The 13,977-nt window shown below is 68.0% G+C and carries 12 protein-coding genes, 6 tRNA genes and 1 pseudogene; 15 read left to right on the top strand and 4 right to left on the bottom strand.

Going from position 1 to position 13,977, the window contains the following annotated elements:
- Positions 1-99 precede the first annotated feature (99 nt).
- Entirely contained in the window at positions 100-1,812 is a 1,713-nt protein-coding gene (locus tag AC06G6_RS08135; protein ID WP_479827966.1) for an HNH endonuclease, read from the top strand.
- Between the two features lie 216 nt (positions 1,813-2,028).
- Here AC06G6_RS08135 and AC06G6_RS08130 read toward each other — a convergent pair whose 3' ends face one another.
- Both AC06G6_RS08130 and AC06G6_RS08125 read right to left on the bottom strand, forming a co-directional pair.
- Positions 2,029-2,877 carry a cytochrome gene (locus AC06G6_RS08130; protein ID WP_307462911.1) on the bottom strand — a complete coding sequence of 283 codons (849 nt, stop codon included), beginning with the start codon at positions 2,875-2,877 and terminating at the stop codon, positions 2,029-2,031.
- Between the two features lie 106 nt (positions 2,878-2,983).
- A tRNA-Val gene (locus AC06G6_RS08125) sits at positions 2,984-3,055 on the bottom strand.
- A 317-nt stretch (positions 3,056-3,372) separates the two neighbouring features.
- Between AC06G6_RS08125 and AC06G6_RS08120 the strand changes: the two genes are divergently transcribed.
- The 6 genes from AC06G6_RS08120 to AC06G6_RS08095 all read left to right on the top strand — a co-directional run bounded on the left by AC06G6_RS08120 (position 3,373) and on the right by AC06G6_RS08095 (position 4,410).
- Positions 3,373-3,445: transfer RNA gene (locus AC06G6_RS08120), tRNA-Gly, on the top strand.
- Positions 3,446-3,490: 45 nt separating this feature from the next.
- A tRNA-Cys gene (locus AC06G6_RS08115) sits at positions 3,491-3,561 on the top strand.
- Between the two features lie 39 nt (positions 3,562-3,600).
- Positions 3,601-3,675, top strand: a tRNA-Val gene (locus AC06G6_RS08110).
- A 56-nt stretch (positions 3,676-3,731) separates the two neighbouring features.
- Positions 3,732-3,804 (top strand) — tRNA-Gly (locus tag AC06G6_RS08105).
- A 38-nt stretch (positions 3,805-3,842) separates the two neighbouring features.
- Positions 3,843-3,917 (top strand) — tRNA-Val (locus AC06G6_RS08100).
- 223 nt (positions 3,918-4,140) lie between these two features.
- Positions 4,141-4,410, top strand: coding sequence for an antitoxin (locus tag AC06G6_RS08095; protein WP_307462914.1), 270 nt, complete (start codon positions 4,141-4,143; stop codon positions 4,408-4,410).
- Between the two features lie 202 nt (positions 4,411-4,612).
- Here the strand turns inward: AC06G6_RS08095 and zapE are convergent, their stop codons facing one another.
- Positions 4,613-5,650 (bottom strand): cell division protein ZapE, encoded by a 1,038-nt coding sequence (zapE, locus tag AC06G6_RS08090; RefSeq protein WP_479827962.1) that lies wholly within the window; start codon positions 5,648-5,650, stop codon positions 4,613-4,615.
- A 231-nt stretch (positions 5,651-5,881) separates the two neighbouring features.
- Here zapE and AC06G6_RS08085 point away from each other — a divergent pair, with 231 nt between their 5' ends.
- The 3 genes from AC06G6_RS08085 (at position 5,882) to ybaK (ending at position 7,878) form a co-directional block, all read left to right on the top strand.
- Entirely contained in the window at positions 5,882-6,799 is a 918-nt protein-coding gene (locus tag AC06G6_RS08085; protein WP_479827960.1) for a sulfurtransferase, read from the top strand.
- Positions 6,800-6,879: 80 nt separating this feature from the next.
- Complete coding sequence (locus AC06G6_RS08080; protein ID WP_479827958.1) at positions 6,880-7,338, top strand: SufE family protein; 459 nt, start codon at positions 6,880-6,882, stop codon at positions 7,336-7,338.
- Positions 7,339-7,380: 42 nt separating this feature from the next.
- On the top strand, positions 7,381-7,878 hold the full coding sequence (ybaK, locus tag AC06G6_RS08075; RefSeq protein WP_479827956.1) for a Cys-tRNA(Pro) deacylase: 498 nt from the start codon (positions 7,381-7,383) through the stop codon (positions 7,876-7,878).
- Here ybaK and AC06G6_RS08070 read toward each other — a convergent pair.
- Entirely contained in the window at positions 7,875-9,158 is a 1,284-nt protein-coding gene (locus tag AC06G6_RS08070; RefSeq protein WP_479828588.1) for an alpha/beta hydrolase family protein, read from the bottom strand. The genes ybaK and AC06G6_RS08070 overlap by 4 nt on opposite strands.
- Positions 9,159-9,316: 158 nt before the next feature.
- Here AC06G6_RS08070 and AC06G6_RS08065 point away from each other — a divergent pair, with 158 nt between their 5' ends.
- The 5 genes and pseudogenes from AC06G6_RS08065 to AC06G6_RS08045 all read left to right on the top strand — a co-directional run bounded on the left by AC06G6_RS08065 (position 9,317) and on the right by AC06G6_RS08045 (position 13,899).
- Positions 9,317-9,805: a hypothetical protein gene (locus AC06G6_RS08065; protein WP_307462929.1), complete on the top strand. Its 489-nt coding sequence runs from the start codon at positions 9,317-9,319 to the stop codon at positions 9,803-9,805.
- Between the two features lie 14 nt (positions 9,806-9,819).
- Positions 9,820-10,331, top strand: a pseudogene (msrB, locus tag AC06G6_RS08060) (peptide-methionine (R)-S-oxide reductase MsrB).
- A 246-nt stretch (positions 10,332-10,577) separates the two neighbouring features.
- A complete protein-coding gene (locus AC06G6_RS08055) occupies positions 10,578-11,999 on the top strand; it encodes a DUF6421 family protein (protein WP_479827954.1) in 1,422 nt (473 codons plus the stop codon).
- A complete protein-coding gene (locus AC06G6_RS08050) occupies positions 11,996-12,754 on the top strand; it encodes an SDR family NAD(P)-dependent oxidoreductase (RefSeq protein WP_479827952.1) in 759 nt (252 codons plus the stop codon). The genes AC06G6_RS08055 and AC06G6_RS08050 overlap by 4 nt, the downstream gene beginning before the upstream one ends.
- A 56-nt stretch (positions 12,755-12,810) precedes the next feature.
- A complete protein-coding gene (locus AC06G6_RS08045; protein WP_479828584.1) occupies positions 12,811-13,899 on the top strand; it encodes a threonine aldolase family protein in 1,089 nt (362 codons plus the stop codon).
- Positions 13,900-13,977: the final 78 nt, after the last annotated feature.

Raw genomic sequence — 13,977 nt, 5'->3', positions numbered from 1 at the left:
GGGCGAAAGTGTCGCCCTGTGCAAGAAGCCCGCCCGCAGAACTGTTGCCCCGTTCCGGGCTTCCGAAGAATGTCAGAGCTCGACGGTAGATTTTGTTTCATGGAAACCGTCAGGGATTTCATTCCTTTCGAGGACACGGACCGGGACGCTGAACGCAGCACCGGCCTCGGATCCTCCCGGGCCGGACAGCCCGGTATCGACGGTGTGGAGGAGGCCCTCGCCATCCTCCGGGAAGTTGGTTTGACGGCGGTCGAGGACGCGGCGCTGCTGGGGTTCCAGGGCGCGTCGGATTTCGCCGGCACCGTGGAGGAGCTCTCGCGGGTCGCGGAGTACCTGCAGCTCGTGGCGGCCGGGGCCGTGGACCGGACCCGGCGACAGGCCACGGCCGCCGCCACGAAAGCCAGCACCTCGTGGACCACCGGCTGGCGGGAAACCACCGGCCCCGCCGCTTCCACGGAGGCCGGGGTCGGCACTGGGGCTGGTGCTGTGGATTCCCCGGCAGCAGCTGACGGCCGGGCGGTTGCTGTCGCTGTTGCTGACGCCCCGGCTGTGTCTGCGGATGACGGGTACCGGAATACCACGGAGTTCCTGCGGGCGCGGCTGCGGATCAGCGCCGGCGAGGCCCGCCGCCGGCTGTCCCTCGCCGACAGTCTGCTGCCGCGGCGGGGATTCACCGGCGAAACCCTCCCGCCGGTGCACGGGGACCTCGGGTCCGCCGTTGCCGCCGGTGAGGTCGCGTCCCGGGCCGCGACCATCATCACCCTGGCCCTGGACCGTGTCCGGCACGTCTGCGACGCCGAGGCCACCGACCGGATGGAACACGCCCTGACCCGCACCGCGGTGGAGAATGACCCGGACTTCCTGACCCGGGTCGCTCGGAGCTGGACCGATGCGCTGGATCAGGACGGCGCCGAGCCCTCCGAGGAACTCCTGCGCCAGCTTCAGGGCGCCTTCATCCGCAAACCCCGCCACGGACTCCAGCACCTGGAAATCTTCGCGACCGCCGAACAGTTCGAACACCTCCTGACCGTCATGAACACCGCCACCAATCCGCGGACCGGCGTCGTATCCGGGGCCGGGGGTGGTTCCGCCGTCGACGGTGATGCGGACGACACGGCTGCAGCGGAACGGCTGGATCAGCGCACCCGGCCGCAGCGGCAACTCGACGGCCTCGTCGGCGCCGCCAAGGTGGCCCTCGTCGCCGGGACCTTGCCCGCCGCCGGCGGACTCCGGCCCCAGGTCATGGTCACCATCGACTACCGCGACCTCCTCGCCCGGCTCGGACACGGCGACGGGACCAGCGACGGGACCAGCGACACGGACGTCCGGAGCGCCGCCGGCGACCCCTTCCGCCCGGGAGCCACGCCGGAGCACACCGGAAACCTGCTCTTCACCGGACCCGTCACCGCCTCCACGGTCCGCAAGATCGCCTGCGACGCGGACATCATCCCCATCCTCCTCGGCAGCGAAGGCCGGATCCTGGACATCGGCCGCACCTCACGGGTCTTCCCGCCGCACATCCGCAAAGCCCTCACCGCCCGCGACCAGGGCTGCGCGTTCCCCGGCTGCACCATCCCCGCCCCCTGGTGCGAAGCACACCACATCGACTACTGGTCCCGCGGCGGCACCACCGGCACCGAAAACGCGGCACTTCTCTGCTCCCACCACCACCACGTAATCCACAAAGAACACTGGACCATCCAGGTCCGCACCGGCATCCCCTGGTTCACCCCGCCACCCCACCTCGACCCACGCCAAAAACCCAGACGCAACCACTACTTCCGCCCCGCAGACCTCGGCACCGCCGCCTGATGGGTCCAGCCCGGCCGCAAGGCTGCGGTGGCCAGTAACGTCGCAACTCGGGAGCGTGCAGGCCAGCGCAGCTGGGCAACTCGGGAGTGTTCAGGACAGTGCAGCTGGGCAACTCGGGAGCCTGCAGGACAGCGCAGCTAATTCCGGCACCCGCACGAATGTTGGCCGCGCCGCCACCAGCCTGAGGCGCGGCGGGCAGGGTCGGCCGAGTTGGGACTACCGGGTGATAGGCGGCGGCGCCAGCGGGAGCAGCGCCGTTCCGGCAGCAGTGGTGTCGGCGGACATTTCCCAGACGCGCCGCAGGGCGCAGAACTTCCACCAGTGGTGCTTCAGGACGTCCGGGTTGGCGCGCAGCGGACGGACTTCGGTCTCGCCGATCGCCACCGCCAGCAGGATCGGGGATTCGCCGTGCTGCCAGGCCTCCCACTCCCCTGCAACCGGGTCTACGAGGCTTTCCTCGGCCTTCATGCCGGCCACGAGCTGCATGACTACTTTGTCATCCAGCGGTTTGACGGTGCCGTCGCGGCTGGTGCCCTTGGTCTTGTAGTCGATGAGGCAGGTCCGGCCATTGATCTTGGCCACAAGGTCCAAGGTGCCGGCGTAGCCGACGGTCTTGTTCCAGACGGTAATTTCCGGGGCGATCGGCTCCACCTGGAAGAGTTCCCACCACTCGTCGAAGCGGGCCGCAAACCCTTCCTCGCCGTTGGCGGCAAGGGCTTCGCGCGTTTCCTTCATCTGGTGGGGGCGGCCCAGGGCACGCAAGGCAACCTGCTCGCAGTAGTTGTGCACCCGGTCCCCTCGCTTCGCCGCGTCGTCGCGGTAAGTCTCCGCCGCCTTCGCCGCGCGGCTCACTGCCTGGCGCACTTTTGCCGGGCTGCCGAGAATGCCGGGCAGAGTCGGATCCTGGGCAAGGCTGTTGGCGCCCATGTACCCAAACCATCCGTCCAGGCCGTGGGGCTGCTGGCCGATCACCGTGGTGATGGACGGCACGGAGAACTGCTCCGTCGTGGAGCGGGCATACATCCGGCCATAGTCCGTGGCGTGGGCAAGAAGTGGGGCGGTCATGGCAAGACTCTTTCACGGGGCTCTGACAGTGAGGCAAACAGTGGCACCACTGCACTAACAACAATGGTCCGCCCCGCTCGGTGAGCGGAACGGACCATTTATTGGGTGGGCGATACTGGGTTCGAACCAGTGACCTCTTCGGTGTGAACGAAGCGCGCTACCACTGCGCCAATCGCCCCAATGCCATTGAATGCTAGCCCACCCCGGCGGAATTTAGAAATCGGGGCGCTGCGTTCCGCCGAAGTCAGCGAATGAGTCCTCCACCGGGGAACCTGCGACCCCCGGCAGGCACCCGCAGCCGTCCGGGTGCCGCCCGGAAAAGGCGCGCGAATTACAGGGCTGTAATTCGCAGGAACCGCTAGAACTCAACGATGCAGCGCTCCCCGCGTCCGCCGTCGTCGTCCCGATTTGTAAGTTCCCTGAACCTCCTATAGAGTTCTTACTCGTTGGAACGCGAGGAAATGCCGATTGCGGCGGGGAATTGCAGACAATACTGCGGACGTAGCTCAGCTGGTAGAGCACCACCTTGCCAAGGTGGATGTCGCGAGTTCGAATCTCGTCGTCCGCTCGCAGGACACTGTCACGGTAAGGTTCTTCGGAATCCTATCTACACGGTGGGTTGGCCGAGAGGCGAGGCAGCGGCCTGCAAAGCCGTTAACACGGGTTCGAATCCCGTACCCACCTCGGTGAAAACCCTGGTTTCCGGTTTCGACTGGATGCAAGGGGCGATTGGCGCAGCGGTAGCGCGCTTCCCTGACACGGAAGAGGTCACTGGTTCGATCCCAGTATCGCCCACCAAAGCAAGGCAACTTGCTTGATGCAGCACCACCGGCCCAGCCGGCATGGACTAAAATGCGGACGTAGCTCAGCTGGTAGAGCACCACCTTGCCAAGGTGGATGTCGCGAGTTCGAATCTCGTCGTCCGCTCTCTTCATTACAACTCCACTCCGGATCCTTCCGGTTGCGGGCGATTGGCGCAGCGGTAGCGCGCTTCCCTGACACGGAAGAGGTCACTGGTTCGATCCCAGTATCGCCCACCACAAGAGCGGCTCCCCCGGAGCTGCTCTTTTTTGTACCCTGCCGCCCCGGGTCGCGGTGGGGGTTCCAGGGCCCGGGTCCTGGGCTCTGTGGGGCCGTTATACCCTGTGCATCCGGTCCGGCAGCTTTTACCCTGTGGGCGGACACCCTTGGCACTCCCCGCGCCTCCCGCTAGGGTAGAAACCGCTAGGAGCGATCTGGCTCCGCGACCGAAGGGAGGTGCCCGTGGGATTACTTGACGATCTAAAGGGCAAGGCTCAGAAAGTGATTGGTGGCAACGAACAAGCCATCAAGAACGGCATCGAAAAGGCCGGCGATTTCGTCGACACTAAGACCGGCGGAAAGCACGCCGACAAGATCGATGCTGCGCAGCGAGGCGCTTCCGACTTCGTGGACAAGGCGAACAACCGGCCGAATACGCCGCCGGTCGCCGAGCAGAATCCCGTTGCCGGAGAGCCCCCCGTAACCGGGGAGCCCCGCAAGCCAGGCCTCTGACCCAGATACGTCAGCGAGGTGCCGGTCCCGCCGAGAGGTGGCGCCGGCACCTCCGGCGTTTAACGGCGGTTAACGAGACCTCCGGCGTTTAGTTACGGCGATCCGGCGTCCAAGGGCGCGCTTAAAGCAGCAACGCGGGGTCACCCCTGCCCCATCCGGTACGTCAGGATGGGCCGAAGCTGACCCCGCGTTGCTTTAGGCGTCAGGAGGGTTCGTGGTTCTGGCCTTCACGGGCCAGGGCGGTGAGCCGCGAGACGGCGCGGAAGTACTTCTTCATGTACCCGCCGGTCATCATTTCCTCGGTGAAGAGCTGGTCGAACGGAACACCGCTGGCCAGGATGGGCACATCTTTGTCGTACAGCCGGTCTGCGAGCACCACAAAGCGCAGCGCGACGGCCTGCTCGGTGATGGTGTGGACGTTCTTCCAGACCACACCCTCGATCCCGTCGAGCATCTGGCGGTACCGGCTCGGGTGGACACCGGCCAGGTGGTTGATCAGGGTGCTGAACTCGTCGCGGGCCACCGTCTTGCCGTGGAACTCCTGCTGCATGTGGTGCGTCAGCTTGTCGTTCGGCAGCGGCTGCGGCGCGGCGGGCAGGCCGCGGTGGCGGAAGTCCTCGCCGTCGATCCTGACGACGTCGAACTGGTCCGCCAGCACCTGGATTTCCCGGGCGAAGTCGACGGCGGCAAAGCGGCCGTCGCCGAGGGATCCCGGCAGGGTGTTGGAGGTGGCAGCGAGCTTGACGCCGGCGTCGGCCAGCTCGCGCATGAGGCGGGACATCAGCACGGTGTCGCCCGGATCGTCGAGCTCGAATTCGTCGATGCAGACCAGCTTGTAGTGGCTCAGGGCCTCGACCGTCTTGCGGAAGGACAGCGCCCCGACCAGGTTGGTGTATTCGACGAAGGTGCCAAACGCCTTCGGTCCCGGGGCGGCATGCCACAGCGAGGCGAGCAGGTGGGTCTTGCCGACGCCGAAACCGCCGTCGAGGTAGATCCCGGCGCGGGACATGTCCTTCTTGCCGAAGAGGCGCTTGAAGAGCCCGTCGCCGTCGCGCGCACCGACGTTGGCCGCGAATCCCGACAGCGCCCTGACCGCGGCGGCCTGGCTGGGCTGCTCCGGATCCGGCCGGTAGCTGGAAAACGAAACCTCACCGAAGCGCGGCGACGGATAAAACCCGTTGAGGAGTTCATCCACTGAAACTGCCGGGGTGCGGGCGGCGAGCTGTTCGATCTGTACCAAGGTGGTCCGTTCTGCTGGTCTCTTGTCCCCAGAAAGAATACCGGCAATGCGCGGGCCGCCCGTCGGCACCCGCGGGACGGGCGGGGCAGCACGTGACGAAGGCCATATTTCCGAGTGTGAACCCTGAGGGGCAATCCCGGCGGGGCGTGGCTAGTGTTGGAGAAGGCCCGGCGCCGCGCTCGATCCTTCCATGGCCCGGCCCCCTGACCGTTTCAGTGAAAGGCCATTCCAATGCCCTACCCCGTTGAGCAGAACGAGAAGTTCGCCGCCTACGCCCACCCCGAGCGGCTCGTGTCCACCGAGTGGCTGGCCGCCGCCATCGATTCCGGCGCCCTCGCTGACGGAAAGCTCGTCGTGGTGGAGTCCGACGAGGATGTGCTGCTCTACGAAATGGGCCACATCCCCGGCGCGGTCAAGATCGACTGGCACACCGACCTGAACGACGAGGTCACCCGCGACTACGTCGACGGCGCGGCGTTCGCCGCCCTCGCCGCAGCCAAGGGCATCTCGCGCGACAGCACCGTTGTCATCTACGGCGACAAATCCAACTGGTGGGCGGCCTACGCCCTCTGGGTCTTCGAGCTCTTCGGCCATGAGGACATCCGCCTGCTCGACGGCGGCCGGGACAAGTGGATCGCCGAGGGCCGCGCCCTGACCACGGACAAGCCCGCGGTCACCCCGGGCGAGTACCCCGTCGTCGAGCGCAACGACGCCCCGATCCGTGCCTTCAAGGACGACGTGCTGGCCCACTTCGGCAAGCCGCTCATCGACGTCCGCTCCACCGAGGAGTACACCGGCCAGCGCACGCACATGCCCGCCTACCCCGAGGAAGGCGCCCTGCGCGGCGGACACATTCCCACCGCGGCCTCCATCCCGTGGGCCCGGGCGGCCGCCGAGGACGGCACCTACCGGTCCCGCCCCGAACTCGAGGCGCTGTACCTGGGCGAGGCCGGGCTGAAGGAGGGCGACGACGTCGTGGCGTACTGCCGCATCGGTGAGCGTTCCAGCCACACCTGGTTCGCGCTGAAGTACCTGCTGGGCTTCGAGACGGTCCGCAACTACGACGGCTCCTGGACCGAATGGGGCAACGCCGTCCGCGTCCCGATCGTCAAGGGCAGCGAACGCGGCACGGTCCCCGCCGTCAAGTAGGCGCCGTCAAGTAGCCGCCGTGAATGGACGCTGCCACCGCGACCGGGACACAATCGCCGCGCGTGCGTAAGCTGGAAGAGATGAATACTGCTGCCCTCCCCACCGCACTGGCGGAAATTGTTGATGACTTCCAGGCCGTTACCGAACCTGAACGGCTCCAGCTGCTGCTTGAGTTCTCCCGTGAACTCCCGGAGCTCCCGGACCGGCTCAAGGACCACCCGGAACTGATGGAGCAGGTGGTCGAGTGCCAGTCGCCGCTGTTCCTGACCATCGAAACGGAAAAGTCCGACGGCGGCGCTGCCGACAGCGTCCGGCTCTACTTCAAGGCACCGCCCGAAGCCCCCACCACGCGCGGCTTCGCCAGCGTGCTGCATGAGGGCCTCGACGGGCTGAGCCCGGCGGAGATCCTGGCCGTTCCGGATGACATGCCGGAGCTGCTGGGCCTCACCCGGGCCATCACGCCGCTACGGATGCGCGGGATGACGGCGATGCTGGGCCGGATCAAGCGCAAGGTTGCTGCCCTCCCGCAGCAGCCCTGAGCCACACCCGGCCACGCAGGCACTAAGGGACACACGGACCGAATGGCACGCAAACAGGCGTCACAGGGAACCCCGGCCACCGCAGCACTGGCGGCCGCCGGGGTTCCCTTCGTCGCCCACCCCTACAGCCATGACCCCGCCGCCGCCAGCTACGGGCTGGAGGCCGCGGAGGTGCTCGGCGTCGATCCGGCCCGGGTGTTCAAAACCCTGATGGTCGACGTCGACGGCCGGCTCGCCGTCGGCGTCGTGCCCGTGAGCGGGAACCTGGACCTCAAGGCGATGGCGGCCGCGCTGGGCGGCAAGAAGGCAACCATGGCCGACCCGGCGGCCGCCGAGCGCCGTACGGGCTATGTGCTCGGCGGGATCTCGCCGCTGGGACAGCGGCAGTCCTCCCCCACCGTGGTCGACGACAGCGCCCTGGGACTGGACACCATCCTGATATCGGGCGGGCGGCGCGGACTGGACATCGAGCTGAGCCCCGCCGAACTGATCCGGCTCACCGGTGCGCACACGGCGCGGATCGGCAGCGGCAGGAATTAGCCGGGAACAGGGGCCCCGGGGTCCTGCTGGCCCGGATTCGGGCGGGGCGCAATCTGCTGCCCCAGCCAGGCGGCGACCAGCCGTTCCCAGCGCTCCGGATCCACGTTCCATTCCTTGGTGTGCCGGGCGCGGTCGAACATCTCGAAGGTGACCATCTCCGGGTTCTTCTCGGCCAGGGCGGCGGACGGGCCGTAGGGGACGTATTCGTCGTCGACGCTGTGGATGATCAGCGTCGGTGTGCGCAGTTCCACCGCACGGGACACCCAGTCCATGGCTTTCAGGTCCACCGGCGCGGCGAGGCCGGTCAGCCGCCGGCCCAGCTTGTGGCTCATCATCAGCTGCCCGTACCGGCCCACCGCCGACGGGATCCGGTTGAGCTCGGCGTGGTGTGCCAGCACGTTCACCCAGTTGATGACCGGGGCGTCGAGCACCATGGCCCGGATCAGGTGGTGATACCGGGACAAGTCGGCGGTCTGGAGGCAGATGGCGCCGCCCATGGACCAGCCAAAGAGCACCACTTCACGGGCGCCCTGTTCCAGGGCGAAGCCGATGGCTGCCTCGACGTCGCGCCACTCGGTGGAGCCCAGCCCGTAGCGTCCGTCCTGCGCCGAGGGCGCCAGGCCGTCATTGCGGTAGGTGATCAGCAGACTGGACATGCCCAGTTCCCGGGCCGTCCGGACGGCCCGCAGGCACTCCTGCCGGCTCGCGCCGCGGCCGTGCACCATAATCGCCCAGATGCCGGATTCCTGCGGTGCCCGGACCAGCCACGCCGGGGCGGTCCCGCCCTCGACCTCGATGTCCACGTCTTCCGACGGCAGGCCGATGCTGGCAGGGTCCGGGTGTGCGGCGCCGCTCCAGTAGCCGCGGCGCGTCTTGCTCAGGTCGCCGCTGTAGACGGCCTCGACTTCTCGCTGCACCGTGCGCTCCGCCGGCGAATAGGACACGATCCGGCCGATCCGGGCGTGCCCCCGGCCGCCGTCGAAGAACAACCCGTAGACCCCCTCGACCGTCGCCTCGGGCGTGGCGGCGAGGATGACCTGCAGCCGGTGGCTGCCGCGGATCACCGCGAGAATCTCCTGGTCCTCCTCGCGGACCCGGGCGGGGGTGATCACGCGGCGGGCGAAATAGAGGGCAAGGGCGGAGGACCCGGCGGCGAGCAGTCCGGCCGCGGCGCTGCCGCCGATGATGCCGCCCAGAGCCCATTTGGCACTGCCTGTGACCGAAACTTCGCCGGCGGAGTCCGCGACGGCGCGGGCAGCTTTTCCACGGACGGTGGACATCAGCTGCGGGTCCGACAGGAGGCGTGAGGAGGAAGCCATGGCACCATTCTTACCGAACTCACCGCCGGGAGTGGCATCCGGGGCGCCGGGGACCACCGGCGCCGGGCACACGGGCACCAATCCGTGCGGGCCCACCGGGGCGCGACTAGGCTGGGGGCATGAGTGATCCAATCGTCATCCTGACAGAAGAGCCCCTGGGCGCGGACGACCGCGTCAACATCGAAACCCTGCTCGCCGGGGGTGATGCACCGCTGGTGGTCCTGGTTCCGGCCAGCACGGAGCGGCACCTCCTCGTGGATTTCCTGGAGAACCTCTCCCTGCTGGAGATCTCCAAGGCCTTCCGTGAGCTGACGGGACACTCCGACCCTGCCGGGGAACGCGCCGAGGCCGCCGAGACCCTGGCCGTTTCCCTCGCCGCCCTGGCCGGCCTGGGCAGCGGTGTGACCGGCGAAATCCTCGAGGGCAAGGCCGTCGACAGCATGGTCGCCAAGGTCAAGGAACTCGGCGCCGGGCAGGCCGTGGTGATCACCCGCCCGCATGCCGTCGCGGATACGTTCCACACCGACTGGGCCACCAAGGCGCAGGACAAGCTCGGCCTGCCGGTCCTGCATCTCTACGCCGGATCGGGATTTATCGGGGACTCCTAAGCGTTATTGAGGCTATGAGCATCTTTAGTAACAAGCCAAAAGTTTCGCCCGTCGCCGCCCCCGCCGGGTCCGATACCGACAGCGCCACAGCCCACGGCACCGCACCGGCCGGCAGCTCGCCGGCCGAAAGACCGACGAGCAGTGGCGCCAGGAACTGACACCCGAGGAGTACCGGGTGCTCCGCCAGGCGGGGACCGAGCGGCCCTACACCGGCGAGTACTGGGATACCCACACCGCCGGCGTCTACCAGTGCCGCGCCTGCGGCTCGGAGCTCTTCACCAGCCAGGAAAAGTTCGACTCGCACTGCGGCTGGCCCTCCTTCTGGGCCCCGCTCGCGGACGGCACGGTCAGGTACATCCACGACCGCACCCTGGGGATGGAACGCGTCGAGGTTCGCTGCGCCAACTGCGATTCGCACTTGGGCCATGTCTTCGAGGGCGAGGGCTACGGAACCCCGACCGACCAGCGCTTCTGCATCAATTCCGTCTCGCTGAGGCTGGTCACAACAGACGACGCCAAGCAGTAACCGGCGCCGAGGCCGCATTTGACCAGGGACCCCCGTCCGGAGCCGCACCAGCGGCGCCGGCGGGGGTCCCCTGCTTTGTGCGGGCAGCCCCTCGTCCGCTGGAGCTGACCCGGGCTGCGCGGCCCACTTGCCACAGACTTTCTTACGCTCAGGCCTATTTTGCATTAGGGCTCCTGTTTGCTTGCTACGCTCGTTTTAATCACTGACGAGCGACGCTCCCAGTACACAGAAAGGCGCCCGCTGACGATGACCACCACCGCTATCACCACCACTGCCCCGATCTCCGCCAGCTCCCCGGAATGGCTGCAGCTCAAGGCTGCCGCCACCGCCTTGCAGGCACTGCAGGTTCAGGACGGCTCCGTTCCGGAGACCGCGGACCACGAGGCGGCCGCCGGGCATGTCCGCACCATCACGGCGTCCATCGAGGCCCTGGCCCCGGCCTTCCCGCACGACGCCGACTACCTCGCCCTCCTCGTGACGGACTTCGGCCGCTGGGCCGACGGCGGCTTCGGCGTGCCCGACTTCCTGGACTCCCTGCAGGCCTTCCAGCCGCAGCAGCACCGGGTCAACGGCCTGCGGCACCTCGTGGTCTTCCCGATGTACACCCAGAACGGCAGCAGCAACCGCCTGGTCGAGGCCGTGCTGATCGAAGTGATCTGGCCCGAGTTCATCGCCGGCCTGGAGGAGGGCGAATACTCCAACAAGCTTTTCGTCCCGATCCGCTTCCTGGACTTCACCCCCGGCTACAACACCAATTCCGCGGTGCTGTTCCCGGAGACCGTCGCCGTCCGCCAGACCCCCACTTTCACCTGGGGCGCCATCTTCGCCGACCGCGAGGCCGCGCGCTTCCGCCGCGTGCTCCGCGCCGCCGCGGACATCACCTCGTTGCAGCTGCCGGCGGACGCCGCCGCCCTGCTCGAGGACCAGGAACTCACCCAGGAAACCTTCGTGATGTGGGACCTCATCCACGACCGCACCCACATGCGCGGCGACCTGCCCTTCGACCCGTTCATGATCAAGCAGCGCATGCCCTACTTCCTCTACTCGCTCGAGGAACTGCGCTGCGACCTGACCGCCTTCCGCGAATCCGTGAAGATCGAAAAGGACGAGGACGCCGATCCCGAGGCACGCCGGCACGCCAAGCTGGTGCAGTACGCCGTCATCTTCGACCGGATCTTCCGCTTCGCCATCACCGGCACCCGGGTCCGCAACTACGACGGCCTCGGCGGCCAGCTGCTGTTCGCGTGGATGCACCAGCACCACGTCCTGCACTGGACCGACAGCAAACTCAGCATCGACTGGGACGCGGCGGCCGACGTCGTGGTTGAACTCGGCGCAAAGATCGAGGAGCTCTACTGGCGCTCGATTGACCGCCCGAAGATGGCGCACTGGCTGGCTGCCTACGAGCTGATCTCCGGCACCGTCACGCCCAACCCGGCCTCCGTCTGGGCGAAGGGGCCGGACGCGCTGCCGCTGGCCGGCCCGCCGCGCGGCCTCACCGACCAGGTGCTCGACGACGAGTTCCCGCTCTCGATGTTCTACGAGGCCCTCGAGAAGAAGATGCGCCCCGTCATCGAGTCCACGGCCGGCATCACCGGCACCTCCGACACGGGCTCCCCCACGGGCACCTCCGCCGGCGCGGCACACACCGCCCTGAACGCCGGATGAGCACCGGACGCCCCCTGAACGTCGTGGTGACGGGCGGCAGCGGCCCTTCGGGGATCGCTACCGCCCGCGCCCTGCGCCGCGCCGGGCACACCGTCTTCACCGTGGGCTCGGACGGCCCCCGGATTGAGGCAGCCGCGGCGGAAGCCGGCAGCGGCGTCACGCCAATGGTGTGCGACCTCGCTGACCTCGCGCAGGTCCGGTCGCTGCACACCACGGTGCAGGCCCGGCTGGCCGACACGGGCGGGTCCGTCGACGGCGTCATCCACCTGGTCGGCGGCTGGCGTGGCGCGAAGGGCATCACGGACCAGACCGACGAGGACTGGGAATTCCTGGAACGCGGCGCCATCACCACACTGCGGAATGTCACGCGGGTCTTCTACGACGACCTCGCCGCCTCGGACGCCGGGCGCTTCGCCATGATGTCCTCCACCGCCGCGGGCAAGCCGACGGCGGGCGGTGCCAGCTACGCGGCGGCCAAGGCCGCCGCCGAAGCCTGGACCCTGGCCGTCGCCGACGGCTTCCACCGCGGCCAGTCGGGCCGCAAGGAAGACCCGACGGAACAGCACAGCGCCGCCGTGGTCTTCGTGGTGAAGGCCCTCGTGGACGCGGGCATGCGGGCCAAGTCCCCGGACCGCAGCTTCCCCGGGTTCACCGACGTGGAGGACCTGGCGGCTGCCGCCGTCGGGCTCTTCACCTCCCCCGCGGCGGAACTGAACGGCCGGCGGCTACTGCTGGGCCCGGAACCCCGGCACTGAGCCCGGACGCTGAACTTCACCCCGGACCTCCTTAGACTGAAAGCGTGAGCAAACCGATGACAAGCACAGTTGAAACTGCCCCTGCCAGCACAGCAGTGCGGCTCCACGATCCCTCGGTCCGCGGCTTTGCCTCGGACAACTACTCCGGCGTCCATCCCGAGGTGCTGGCCGCCCTGGCCGCCGCCAACGAGGGCCATCAGGTCTCCTACGGCGAGGACGAGTACACCGCCCGGCTGCAGCAGCTGATGGAGGAGCACTTCGGCGAAGGAATCGAATGCTTCCCGGTCTTCAACGGCACCGGCGCCAACGTGCTGTCGCTGCAATCCCTGCTGCCGCGCTGGGGCGCCGTGGTCTGCGCGTCGACCGCCCACATCAACATGGACGAGAACGGCGCACCGGAGCGGATCGGCGGCATCAAACTGCTCCAGGTCCCCACGGCCGACGGCAAGCTCACCCCCGAGCTGATCGACCGGGAAGCCTGGGGCTGGGGCGACGAGCACCGCGCCCAGCCGCTGGCGGTCTCCATCACCCAGACCACCGAGCTCGGAACCTGCTACACCCCCGAGGAAGTCCGGGCCATCGCGGAGCATGTCCATTCCAAGGGGATGAAGCTGCACATGGACGGCGCCCGGCTGGCCAACGCCGCCGCCCACCTGAACGTGCCGCTGCGGGCCTTCACCCGCGACGCCGGCGTGGACATCCTCTCCTTCGGCGGCACCAAGAACGGCCTGCTCTTCGGCGAGGTCGTGGTGGCACTGAATCCGGCCGCGGCCCAGGGGCTGATCTACCTGCGCAAAATGAACATGCAGCTGGCCTCCAAGATGCGGTTCATGTCCGCCCAGTTCATCGCCCTGCTCGAGGGCGACCTGTGGCTGCGCTCCGCCTCGCACGCCAACGCGATGGCAGCCCGGCTGCGCGCCGGCGTCGAGTCCATCCCCGGCGTCGAGCTGAGCCAGAAGACCGAGTCCAACGGCGTCTTCGCGATCCTGCCGGCCGGGGTGGCGGACCGGCTGCGCGAGTCCTTCCGTTTCTACGACTGGAACGAGGCGGCCCGCGAGGTCCGCTGGATGTGCTCCTTCGACACCACCGAGGACGACGTTGATTCCTTCATCGCTGCGATCAAGCGCGAACTCGCTGCCGGCTGACCCTGGCGGCAGGACGGCCGCCGCCGCCCGGCCCGGTGAAAGCCGGGCGGGGCAGCGGCGGCGAGCCTGCCGGGCTTG

Source organism: Arthrobacter sp. CJL-S3 (assembly GCF_056711635.1).
The sequence above is the reverse complement of the archived record's forward strand: the minus strand, read 5'-3'. Positions and strand labels throughout refer to the sequence as shown.